Raw genomic sequence first — 12,851 nt, 5'->3', positions numbered from 1 at the left:
GTTCTCAATAAATTTATATCTCCTCCATGTGTAGAATAAATAGATGAGTGAAGCAATAAAGGGAATTGCCAGAGATACTCTGGATTTTATTATGGAGGTCAGCAAGTCGACTTATCCGAATGAATTTGCCGGCCTGTTAGAAACAAAAGACGGTATCATCACAGATGTTTTAATTCTGCCAGGAACAGAGTCCAGTGAAATAAATGCAGTACTCAAGCTCTTCATGATGCCAAATATTTCTGCTGTTGGTTCCGTACACAGCCATCCCAGTTCTATTATAAGACCTTCAAAGGCTGATCTCAGGTTGTTCAGTAAAACAGGGAACCATCATATAATAGTCGGCCATCCTTTTGGCCCGGATAACTGGAAATGCTTTAACGGCAGCGGGGAAGAAATCAGACTGGAAGTGCTTGATGTTGAGATAGAGGATGATGAAATTCTCTGAATAAAATCTTAAAGTATAATCAGCCAACCACTGATATGAGGATATACTCAATAGTGGTTTTTAAGTATAGAAAACGATTACACAAAACAACAATACTATTTTAATAATTTTACACTTGTATTCGAAGGGAAAAGAGCAAATGGATCGCAGCAACCATTTGCACTCTTTTCTACACTAACCCCAGATAGATCCAACCCTTCTTTGTGGTACAAATTAAACTACACCGTGGTAGCTGAGAAATGAGTAGTATGTTATAAGAGCGACCATCAGTGAAAGGAACAGTGTTCCAAAACTGTATGAATTGTGGTTAACGTAATATTCTGTCATGTTTTATCATGATAAAGTAGATTTTATTAGTATATATAGTTTGCCCGTATTTATCACGATTAATCATTCAACATGCAGTGTTGCGAACAATTACCGAAATCACAAGCAACTAATGCAACCAGTATAAGTATCAGGAAAACAAACTGGAGGACACACACTATAATGAGGAATTATATGGAAAATATGGATGATATCCAGAGATATTTTTCTCAGGAATGTTTCGCATCAAATTCTGGCATGAAACTAACTGAAGTCTCAGAAGGCTATGCTAAGGCCGAGATGAAGATTGAAAAAAAGCATCATAACATTTTGGGCACTGTACATGGAGGAGCTATTTTCACACTTGCAGATATGGCGTTTGCCGCCGCTTCAAATTCCTATGGAACAGTTGCTGTTGCTATCAATGCAGACATATCCTTTGTAAAAGCCGCCGTCGAAGGAATTCTTTATGCAGAAGCAAAGGAAACATCAATCAACCCTAAAATATCAACCTATGTTGTTAACATAACTGATGACAAGGGAGACATTGTTGCAATATTTAATGGAATGACATACAGAAAGAAAAATAAGCTTGATATTCCAGAAAAATAGAATATGAAAAAGTAAAATGTTCAAGTGACTAAAAATTAATTAAATCAAAAAGAAAGCTGGTTGATCAAACCAGTTCTCTTGGCTGTTTTTCTTCAGGCAATGATGGAAGCTTTGCAGAACTGACAAACAGAGGGGAATCTACTTTCTTTGCCCTTTCCAGAAGCAACTCCTTTCCTCGCTGTGTAAGTCCAAAAAGAGGAACTGCACTGCCAACCTGAACCAATGGCTTTACAAGTTCACGTATATGTTTTGAAGCACAGCTTGTCACAATGTCTACAGAATCAAGCAGATCCTGTGCAGTCTGCTTATTGATACCTGTGACATGTGCACCTATAATCACAAGTTCAAGGCCAAGTTCTTTTTCAACCTCACGTAGCTCTTTTGCTGTTTCCGGGAAAACAACTGTAACAGCTATTTTTTTATAACCAAGCTGGGCTGCTTTCCTGACTCCTGCAACAGGGTCAATTCTGGCAGTTGAAGGGTCAAGAACAATTCCACCACGTTCATTAATTCCATTGATCGTCTCATCAATTGGTTCTGTTTCAACAAGACCTGAGATACGTGCACCCATTCCCTGAACGAGATTCGGATTGTTGGAAATCACAGTTCCTGCACCATCACATGCAGTAACAGTTGTATCCAGCATACCACTGTTAAGACCTGTCATCATTGTCTCTGATGCACCAAAACCTACGAAAATATCCATATCAAGTTGACGTTTGTTTGTGAAGAGACCAAAATCCTTTATACGGAACTCCATATTTTTCCTGATCTCTTCTTTTGTAAACTCTTTTATGCCACGGGCTTTGTCAAAAATCGGACACCAACCGATCAAAGGATTTCCAACTTCAATAACCTCTCCATTCTCTACAACAACCCTGGCCTTTCCAAGAATTTCCATGACATGTGGCATATTTTCACCTGATATTATGATATAAGTGCTGAAAACAATTAGATGACGTTTCTTCTGTCAATGACTTTCTGTGACTTTCCTGCAGTTCTTGGGATAGAACCTTTCTCAACAAGATCAACATTGGTCCTGATGTTGAGCACGCTCTTGAGTTCATTCTCCACATGCTTTCGGACAGCTGCAAGGTCCTTTAGCTCACCTGTGAATGCATTTTCCTCAAGTTCCACCCTGACAGTAATTTCATCCAGCATCTTTATATTCCTGTCAAGAAGCACCTGGAAATGCTCTGTAACCTCAGGAATGTCCACAATAACATCCTCTATCTGTGATGGGAATACATTGATACCTCTTACAATGAGCATATCGTCTGCCCTTCCAAGAAGCCTTGAAATACGAGGTGTCGTACGACCACATGAACATTCACTTTCAAGAAGACGTGTAATGTCACCGGTTCTGTATCTGATAATTGGAAGTGCTTCCTTTGTCAGGGATGTGAGTACAAGTTCTCCTTTCTCACCTTCTGCTACCTGTTCACCGTTCTCATCAAGAACCTCAACATAGAAATGGTCGTTCCATATATGAAGACCATCCTGCTCCTCACATTCAAAAGCAACTCCAGGTCCCATGAGTTCTGAAAGACCATAGGAGTCGTATGCTTTGATGTTCAAAGAGTTCTCAAGCTGTTTTCTTGTATTGGATGACCATGGTTCAGCTCCAAAACAGCCTACTTTCAAGGAAAGCTTGTCTACGATGTCCAATTCCTTAGCAGTTTCTGCCAGGTAAAGCGCATAAGAAGGAGTACAATGAATTGCAGTTACACCGAAATCCATCATCATCTCAAGCTGCCTGGCAGTATTTCCAGTTCCACTTGGCACGGTCATGGCACCCATTCTTTCAGCACCATAATGGAAACCAAGACCACCTGTGAAAAGTCCATAGTTCACTGCATTCTGGAAAACATCACTACTGTCAAGACCCGCCATGGTGAGGTTTCGTGCCATGAGATCAGACCAGTTCTCGATATCATTCTTTGTATAACCAACAACTGTTGGTTTTCCGCTTGTACCGGAGGATGCATGAATCCTTACTATTTCCTCTCTAGGTACTGCAAAAAGACCAAATGGATAATTGTCCCTTAGATCTGTCTTTCTTGTGGTTGGTAGTTTGCTGATATCATCAAGTGACTTTATGTCATCAGGAGTTATACCAAGTTGCTTGAACTTCTCCCTGTAGAAAGGAACGTTATTGTAGACTGCAGCAGCCGTCTTTTTCAAGCGTTTCAGTTGCAGTTCTGCACGTTCGTCTTTTTTCATAGTTTCATATTTTGGCTGCCAGTATCTCATTGAAACATCTCCGCAAAATATCCTCTCATAGGAGTACATCTTTAAATGGTTTGCTATTATGGCACATGGTAACAGGAACCTATCCAATAATCAGCTACAGATGCTTGTACATCCACATACATGATATGAAGAGTTTTTGCACATAATTTTATAATTTTGACTGAATTATTATAGATATTTGTACAAATATATTTTTTTCATGAACATGATTTGAATTATGATGCCATAACGGTTTAAACCGTGTACATGCAGTCCTTCACTTAGATAGTGATGAGATATCCTGAAAAACGTCAGATACTTGCAGGAACCATAATTCTTCTTCTCCTGTTTACTATTAACATAAGTTCAGCAGCAAGCGATGCCATCTTCACTGATATCGACTCAAATTATGAACTTGTTCCTGATGAGGGAATAGTAAAAGTATCAAAGGAGATAACATTTCACAACAAAAATCCTGACACGAAGTACTGGAGAGGCTACTACTCCAACTACAACTCCTATCTTCCTGACGGAGCACTCAACATTAAAGTCTTTGATGAAGAGAACAGCATGGCTTTCAGCAAATCAGAGGAAGGATATTATGTCTTTTACTTCAACAACAAGGTATGGTATGAGGATAGCTATACATTCCATGTTAATTATGAAATAGAAGTAAATGAAAACACAGCGGTATTCTCATTGAACGAATATGGTGACAACGTTAAAGTAACCCTTGAAGTACCTGAAGAATTTGAAACCCATCTTAGCAGAGATGATTACAGAGTAGAAGAGAAACTATATTCCAGTATTTACATTTTTGAAGAAGGACAAAGTTGGGATGAGGTATGTACAGTAAACTCTGTAAGAGCTTCACCACGCCTCACATTAAAAGATACAGCTCACCTTACAGAACGTGATGTTGACATAGAGGTCCGGTACTGGGAAGGTGAAGAGCAGTGGGCACAGGATATCATGGAAACTACCATTGAAAGCCTTGAGCTGCTTGAAGAAAAATGGGGATTTGCATATCCTCCCGAGTACAATATTACTATCACACAGGCAAACCTGACAGAGACCGGCGGTTACGGCGGATATAACCAGGGAAAGAATGGAATCTGGCTGCTTTACACATCCAACCATGGAATACTTGTTCATGAACTTTCACACTACTGGACACGTGCCTGCAACTTTGACCAGTTGTGGATGGACGAAGGTTATGCGGACCTGTATACATACATAATTCTCAGTGAACTGGAACCAAAAGATGCCGAGTCAAGACGTGACCGTTTTCTCAAAAAGTATGAAGACCTCTATGATGAGTATGACTTCCCACTTTCTGACTGGAGTACACCGGAAACCCTCAACAGCAACACTGAAGAGCGTGTTGACTACGGATATAAGAAAGCATTCTCTCTGACATACACCTTATATGAGACTATAGGTGTAGAGGCACTTCAGCAGGCAAACAAGGAATTTATAGAAAATTCGGATGGAATTGACAATACCGACTTCCTTGAAATCATCGAGTCTGTTTCTTCCACAGACACCGAATTTGTTGAAGCCTACCTGTATAACTAAAGAACTCCACAGGATTATGTATTTTTTTAATAGAGTATTACAGTTACTAATTTTGTATGAAATTTGAAATTCATTGTAGACAACATAATAAATTCTAAATAGATTCAGATATAATTATAAAAATACTTTTAGTAGATATATTTATAAATTAAAGAAGCGTAGAATAATTAGGTTAGTGTGGAGATTTGCTATCGTATTCATTTAGTGAATGCACCTGCCATTTATTTGCTCATAGGGGAAAATGAGAGATGAATGGATACTTGAAAAGGAATGAAAACGTTAATAATGACGTTACGGATGTCTTTGGCACTTTATTGAACGAACCGTCCATAGAGAAATCTCTCAAGTTGCTTACAGATAGAATACCAACTTTTTTTGAAGAATCTAAACCGGTTTCCATAAAGATAGGATTACTTGGAAAAGAATACCAGAATTTGTATTGCACTGATCCTGATGTGACCCTTGTTAATGAAATAGTAATTAACGGAAAGAATGAGGGTTTTATAGAAATTAATCTTAAAGGACTTAATCCCGAAGTAGAAGATAATAGTAGCAGGATCGAAGAATATAAAAAACAGCTTGATATGCTCACGAGGGTTGTTACGCTTGCTGTTGAAAAAAGAGAAGAGATTGCACAACTCAAGTCAATTAAAAAAGAAATACAGGACTGTTATAACAAACTTGATGATTATATCTTTGTAATTGATTCAAAAACCAATATAGTTGATTTTAATACAAATTTCCAGAACTGCACAGGACTGTCATCCGATGAACTTCACAAAATGAATCTATCTGAGCTTATGGAACAATGTGCTGTAGGTAGTAAGGAGCTTTTGCCCATAATAGAAAAAGCAGCAGAATACGGAAGTTTCACCTTTGAATGTGAACACCTGTGCAGAAATGAAGAAAATATCCCCATGAGCATAACCTGCAAACCTATGAATGATGAAAAAGGATTATTCATCTGTGTGGGTAAAGATATATCTGAAAGAAAGCGAACAGAAGAACTTCTAAAAAGAGAACGGGACAAACTGTACAACTACCTTGATGTTGCTGGTTCCATCATAGGAATAGTAAATACAGATCTTAATGTGATCTTTGTTAATAACAAAGGAGCTGAAGTCCTTGGATATGATAAAAAGGATATAATTGGAAAGAACTGGTTTGATTATTTCCTTCCTGAAAGTGTAAGGGAGATAACCAGAAGTAATTTCATCAAGGTACTTGACCACGAACTTGACCCTCCTGATTATTTTGAAAATGTTATAATAACAAAGGAAGGAGAAGAAAGGCTGATATTCTGGCATGATGTGCCGGTGGAAGATGAGAATGGAAGACGTATAGGTGTTATTAGTTCAGGAGAGGACATAACAGAGAGCAGAAGAATGGAAGCTATGCTGGTTGAGTCCGAAAAGAATCTTAAGACCATATTCAACCAGGTAGATGATCTCATTTATATATGCAGACCATACGGTAATTTCATTGACGTTAACAAAACCATGATATCTTCTACGGGCTACACAAAAGAGCAGATGCTTGAAATGTCACCTATGGATATCGTGAAACCTGAAATGAAACAATTGATGAACAGTTATTCTGAACGTATAATCAGGGAAGAGAGCGTCATCTTTGAGATTACTTTTGTACTTTCCGATGGAACCTTGCTTCCTCTGGAAATCAATTCCAGGCTGGTAGAGTATGAAGGTGAACAGGCAATCCTCTCTGTAGCCAGGAACATAACAGAGAGGAAAAAAGCAGAGGAGAGACTTAAAAGATATGCATGTGAGCTTAAGCAGTCAAATGACCTCAAAGACCTTTTCACAGATATTATACGCCATGACCTGCTCACACCTGCAAGTGTTATCAAAGGTTATGCAGAGGAACTGCTTGATACAATAAGTGATGAAAAAGCAAGGAAACTGGCACTTAAAGTAAAAAGCAATAATGACAGGCTTATAGAAATGCTTGAAACTGCCACCACTCTTGCAAAACTCCAGAAACAGGAGGACATCGACTTTGAAGTCATTGACCTTGTACCTGTGTTTAAAATGATTATAGATGGCTTCAGAGAGCAAATCGAAGCAAGTCAGCAGACTGTGAATGTCTACGGGGAAACTCACTGTCCTGCAGTTGCAAACCCTGTTATAGAAGAAATTTTTGCGAATCTATTATCAAATGCCATTAAATATAGCCCTGTGAACAGTATTATTGACGTAACTTTCAGTGAAGAAGCAAACATGTGGAAGGTGGATGTTACTGATCGTGGTGCAGGAATTCCGGATTCAGATAAAACATTGCTGTTCAATAGATTCCAGCGTGTAGATAAAAGTGGAATTAAAGGAACGGGACTTGGACTTGCAATTGTAAAACGTATAATCGAATTGCATGGTGGAGCATATGGTGTTAATGATAACCTTGAAGGAAAAGGCAGTACCTTCTGGGTCACACTGAAAAAAGCTTTTTAAGATTTTTAGCTCATATTCTGTGTTTTCACTATGAGTGGGAAAGTAAACTTGCGAATCAAATCATTCATCTATAAATAACAGTGGTTTAATAGTAATATTTACAGGGTTGATTGCGTCAGTTAAGATAGGGAGCACTTTTGAAAATATTGGTATTTTAAATGATCTTGTCTTTACAGGTGGTACATCGGACTTTTGAATAGAGTAGGTATTCCTATGGAAAAAAAAGGAAATCAGTGGGAGGAGGCAGGAGATGATTTTACTCTCCTGTACAATGAAGAGACGTTGATAGACTATTTTCTAAAAAATAAAGAAATTTACCATGACCTATTCAGGAATGAAAAAGCCGTCGTAATGTTAATTGACCAGAGTAATTGCAAGATCCTTGATGCAAATCATGCTGCTTCTGAATTTTATGGATGGAAATTGGAAGAACTAAAAGCAACTGATATTAGTGATATAGATGTATACATTATGGAATTAAGGAAAGGAAGAGAAAATGACCTTTCCTTTGAATGCAAGATTGCCGGAGATAAAAATTACTTTTTTTCAAAACACCGGCTTGCAAACGGTGAAGTTCGTGATGTGAAAATTTACAGAAGTGCTCCACTTCCTGAACAAAGAGACGTGCACTACATAGTCGTTCGAGATGTAACCGAACAGAAAAAAGCTGAAAAGGCCCTGGCAGATGAAGTTAACTGGCGTCGCAACCTTATGAAAGAATCAAGGGATGGCATCGTTATCCTTGATATGGAAGGAAAAGTTTTCAAATCAAATCCTGCTTTTGCTGAAATGCTTGGTTACTCACTGGATGAAATGCATACATTGCACATATGGGACTGGGCAAAAGACAATTCAAAAGAAGAACTGTTGACGATGCTTAGCACTGATGAATATAAAGGAGGGCCTTTTGAAACACGTCAATACCGAAAAGATGGTACCTATATAGATATTGAAATTAATTCTGATTTTATTGATTTTTCATATCAGAAACTAATTCTGAGTATATGTAGAGATATTACAGAGCGTAAAAAAGTTGAAAAGGAAATGAAGCTAGTCTCATTTTCACTGGAGAATTTTAGTGATGCTGTATTCTGGACAAAGACAAATGGAGAGTTTTTCTTTGTCAATAAAGCTGCCTGCAGCATGTCAGGTTATTCTAAAGAAGAACTGCTGACCATGTCAGTAGCAGATCTTGACCCCACTTATACAATAGAAATGTGGAATGAGCACAAGAAACAGGTTAAAGAAAAAAAGAGTATCACATTCAATTCCATGCAGATAACAAAAGAAAAAACCCTACTGCCTGTTGAAGTTACTGTTAATTATATGGTCGACGGCGAGAAAGAATATAATTGTGCCATCGTCAAAGATATTTCAGAGCGACTGAAATCAGAGAATGCACTTTCAGAGGAAGTTCATTGGCATCGTCTTCTCATGGAGCAGTCAAGGGATGGAATGGTCATACTGGATATGGATGGAAATGTATTTGAAACAAATCCCGCTTTTGCAGAAATGCTTGGATATACCGTAGAGGAAATTCAGAATATGCATGTATGGGACTGGGATGCTAATTATGACAAAGATCAGCTGCTCAATATGAGCCACTATTCTGATTTTAGTGGAGTATTATTTGAGACAAAACAGAGATGTAAAGATGGAACTATCCTTGACATCGAAATAAATTCGAACCTGATGGCATATAGCGGAAAGAAACTTGTGTTTTGCGTATGTAGAGATAGAACTGAAAAGAAAAGATACGCAGATGAACTGTTGAAAGCAAAGATCACTGCTGAAGAAGCAAGTCAGACCAAAAATGAATTCCTGGCAACCATGAGCCATGAACTAAGAACGCCTCTCAACTCGATTATTGGTTTTTCAGAGATATTAAAAGGAGAGGATTTTGGACCAATTAATGAAACACAAGCCGAATATATTGACTATATATTTAAAAGTGGAAAGCATCTCCTAAATGTGATCAATGATATTCTGGACCTGGCAAAGATAGAAGCTGGAAGAATGGAACTAAATTATGACCATTTTTACCTTTTAGAAAGCATCAATGAAGTAAAAATGTCAGTAACACCACAGGCTATGAAAAAGAAAGTGGAACTTGACTTTAAATATGAGTCATTACCAGAAATGATAATTGCTGACAGGACAAAACTCAAGGAAATAATCTATAACCTTGCAAGCAATGCAATAAAATTCACACCGGAAAATGGAAAAGTTACAATCGAAGCGGGAATAGATGACAGTTCAATTTATGTTAGCATACAGGATACAGGCATTGGCATCTCCATGGCTGATATGGATAAGCTTTTCCAGCCTTTTAAGCAAATAAAACCTTACCTGAATCATGAACTTGAAGGAACCGGGCTTGGACTGTCCATTGCAAAGAAATTCATAGAAATGCATGGAGGCAGTATTAGTGTGCAAAGTAACCCAGGTGAAGGAAGCAATTTTGTTTTTACGATTCCTTTTGAACCAGAATATGAAAACATCAGTTTTGATATACAAAATGTAAATTAAAGTCAGAAGAAATGAATCTTCTTTATTTCCCTGCCAGTATATTTTCTATAAGCGTATTCAACTGCAAACGCAAGGAATACCATGACTATTAGTACATAGATATGTGCAGGAGAATTTATCAGTATATACCAGATTAATGCCAGTAACGCTATAACACATGCGATTATTCCTGTTATTGAAATCCATTTTTTACTTTTAGTTCGCTTATGAAGACGAACATTTGCAGCATTCACTGCCGTAAATATCAGAAGAAAACCTGCACTACCCATTATTGAAATACTGGACAGGTTAAATAGATTTGACACAAATAAGGTCATAAAAGAAGTCAATAGCAAACCTTCAACAGGCCGGTTCCATATTTTCGTCTCTAATATTTCCGGCAGTTCACCATCTTTTGCAATGATATAGCTCACACGTGATGCACCATATAATGTAGCATTGATGGCAGAAGTTGTTGATAAAAGAGCTGCAACAGCAATGAGATTGAAACCAAAACTTCCAAGGAAAGGTTCGGCAGCAACTGCAAGAGCATAGTCCTGTGCCTGGACAATGGTATCGGTTGAAACACTTGAAACGGTCACGTATGCTATCAGAACATAGAGCAGGATTACAAAAAGAACCGCGGTGTAATAGGCACGAGGAAGTGTCTTTTCGGGATTTTTTATGTCGTTTGCAGTATTAGCTATGAGTTCGAATCCTTCGTATGCCAGGAAGATTATCATACCGCCTGCAACAAGTTGGAGTGGATCTGAACCTATAGTTACATGAACAGGTTGTGATCTTATACTCCAAAGTCCGCCCCCTATAAAAATGGCAAGAATAGCAACTTTAAATGCTACGATCCATTCTTCCGATTTTCCTACCACTTTAGAACCAATGATATTGATAGCGGTCATCAATACTACAATTCCACTAATTAGAACATGTCGTGAAACAGACTGCATGGAATCCGGGAAAAATGTTGAGCCATAGCTACCAAAAGCATAAGCGTAAAGTGACAGCATTACAACATAGCTGATCCATAGCAGTACATTAAGTCCACCTGTTATCATACCTGAACCAAATGCCTGATTAAGAAATTCTACAGTCCCACCTTCAGATGGATATCGAACCGAGAGTTTTGCATATGAGTAAGACGTTATCAAGGCTACCAGCCCTGCAAGAATAAAGGCAATAGGTGTTCCGCCCTCTCCAAGCTCAACAGCAAGTCCGAGAACCGCGAAGATGCCCCCGCCAACCATGCCACCGACTCCTATTGAAACTGCGGAAAGGAATCCTATATTTTTTGCTGAAGAAACGTCGGTCATAACTGCTTATCACCATTGATTCTTGTTTTTAGTATTCTGCTCGAATAGTTTCTGTAAGCCCATTCGACTATAAAACATAATGCAAGGATAAATGCAAAAACAGTCAGTGTTGTTATTGAATTCAATATTTCATAATACACAAGTATCCCAAAAAACACTATGCTACTAAGAAGAGATGACCATATGAGATAGCGCTTTGCACCTGTTTCAGCGACCAAATTCAGATGAGAAGCATTTACTGCAACATATATTACAAGCAGAGATGCGCTTGCAATCATACTGATACCTTCCAGATTTAGAAGGTTGATACATAAGATTACAAGACCTGATGTGATGAAAAGTCCTTCTGTACTCCTATTCCATACTTTCCTTTCAAAAAATGCAGGCAACTCACCTTCTTTTGCAATAAGATAACTTATGTTGGCGCCACCATAAAGTGATGCATTGATAGCTGATGATGTTGAAAAAAGAGCTGCTATTGCCATAATCGTAAATCCAGAATTACCCAGGAAAGGTTGTGCAGCAGCAGCCAGAGCATAGTCTTTAGCTGTTGATATTGTAGAAATGGATAGATTTCCAAGAACCGTGATACTTACAAGAACATAAATACAGATCACAATGATGACACTCAGGTACAACGCCCGTGGAAGAGTTTTTTGGGGATCGATCATGTCTTCTGCTGCATTGGTTATGAGCCCGAACCCCTGATATGCAAGAAATACTATGCCAGCTCCAAAAAGGATATTTGAAGTTGCTGGAAATTCTGCAACAGAAAGATTTGAAGGTTCTATGAAAAAGAGACCGGAGACTGCAAAAAGCAGGAGAATACCTACTTTTATTGATACTATTATAAGTTCTGATTTTCCTACAGCTTTTGCACCGATGAAATTGATAGCTGTAAAAATAAGTATTATTGCTGTGGCAAAAACATTTGTCCAGATACCTGTCGAATCAACTGGCACTAATGTCAGTGCATAAAGAGCAAATCCTTTTGCATATAATGCCAGTGCAAAGATGTAGCCGGTCCACAACAACAGATTCAAAGCACCGGTGAGTAGGCCGTCACCAAACCCGTGAATTAGAAATTCAACCGGACCACCTGCTGATGGATATCTTACTCCGAGTTTTGCATAAGAATACGTGCTTAACAGTGCTATCGCACCGGCAATTATGAAAGATATGTAGACTGCATTACCGGATATCTGGGTTGCTGTTCCGAATATTGAGAATATTCCTGCACCTACCATGGCACCAACACCAATTGATGTGGCTGACCACAGTCCCATTGATTTGCTTTCGGCCATCAATAATCACTGTTTTCTTGGCGGCTTGTTATAAAAGTTAGTCCCTTAAATATTATAGAGAACTTCGATAAAC

General features: G+C 38.3%; 9 protein-coding genes. 5 read left to right on the top strand and 4 right to left on the bottom strand.

Annotation, left to right across the window (positions count from 1 at the left end):
* Positions 1 to 43 precede the first annotated feature (43 nt).
* Entirely contained in the window at positions 44 to 445 is a 402-nt protein-coding gene (locus tag FKV42_RS00140) for a Mov34/MPN/PAD-1 family protein (RefSeq protein WP_154808222.1), read from the top strand.
* Between the two features lie 510 nt (positions 446 to 955).
* Positions 956 to 1,363 (top strand): PaaI family thioesterase, encoded by a 408-nt coding sequence (locus FKV42_RS00135; RefSeq protein ID WP_154808283.1) that lies wholly within the window; start codon positions 956 to 958, stop codon positions 1,361 to 1,363.
* A gap of 64 nt (positions 1,364 to 1,427) precedes the next feature.
* On the opposite strand, the gene FKV42_RS00130 is transcribed toward FKV42_RS00135, so the two are convergent.
* Together FKV42_RS00130 and FKV42_RS00125 are read right to left on the bottom strand one after the other, a co-directional pair.
* Positions 1,428 to 2,276 (bottom strand): methanogenesis marker 8 protein, encoded by an 849-nt coding sequence (locus FKV42_RS00130; RefSeq protein ID WP_154808221.1) that lies wholly within the window; start codon positions 2,274 to 2,276, stop codon positions 1,428 to 1,430.
* 38 nt (positions 2,277 to 2,314) lie between these two features.
* Complete coding sequence (locus tag FKV42_RS00125) at positions 2,315 to 3,616, bottom strand: phenylacetate--CoA ligase family protein (RefSeq protein ID WP_154808220.1); 1,302 nt, start codon at positions 3,614 to 3,616, stop codon at positions 2,315 to 2,317.
* Positions 3,617 to 3,886: 270 nt separating this feature from the next.
* Between FKV42_RS00125 and FKV42_RS00120 the strand changes: the two genes are divergently transcribed.
* The 3 genes from FKV42_RS00120 (at position 3,887) to FKV42_RS00110 (ending at position 10,167) form a co-directional block, all read left to right on the top strand.
* Positions 3,887 to 5,173, top strand: coding sequence for a M1 family aminopeptidase (locus FKV42_RS00120; protein WP_154808219.1), 1,287 nt, complete (start codon positions 3,887 to 3,889; stop codon positions 5,171 to 5,173).
* 248 nt (positions 5,174 to 5,421) lie between these two features.
* Positions 5,422 to 7,638 carry a sensor histidine kinase gene (locus FKV42_RS00115; protein ID WP_154808218.1) on the top strand — a complete coding sequence of 739 codons (2,217 nt, stop codon included), beginning with the start codon at positions 5,422 to 5,424 and terminating at the stop codon, positions 7,636 to 7,638.
* Between the two features lie 213 nt (positions 7,639 to 7,851).
* A complete protein-coding gene (locus FKV42_RS00110; RefSeq protein WP_154808217.1) occupies positions 7,852 to 10,167 on the top strand; it encodes a PAS domain-containing protein in 2,316 nt (771 codons plus the stop codon).
* 2 nt (positions 10,168 to 10,169) lie between these two features.
* Here FKV42_RS00110 and FKV42_RS00105 read toward each other — a convergent pair whose 3' ends face one another.
* Together FKV42_RS00105 and FKV42_RS00100 are read right to left on the bottom strand one after the other, a co-directional pair.
* Positions 10,170 to 11,474, bottom strand: a complete 1,305-nt coding sequence (locus tag FKV42_RS00105) for an APC family permease (RefSeq protein WP_154808216.1) — start codon at positions 11,472 to 11,474, stop codon at positions 10,170 to 10,172.
* Complete coding sequence (locus tag FKV42_RS00100) at positions 11,471 to 12,778, bottom strand: APC family permease (RefSeq protein WP_154808215.1); 1,308 nt, start codon at positions 12,776 to 12,778, stop codon at positions 11,471 to 11,473. The genes FKV42_RS00105 and FKV42_RS00100 overlap by 4 nt, the downstream gene beginning before the upstream one ends.
* Positions 12,779 to 12,851 lie beyond the last annotated feature (73 nt).

The sequence above is a fragment of the Methanolobus vulcani genome (assembly GCF_006546655.1).
GTDB lineage: Archaea > Halobacteriota > Methanosarcinia > Methanosarcinales > Methanosarcinaceae > Methanolobus > Methanolobus vulcani_A.
The sequence above is the reverse complement of the archived record's forward strand: the minus strand, read 5'-3'. Positions and strand labels throughout refer to the sequence as shown.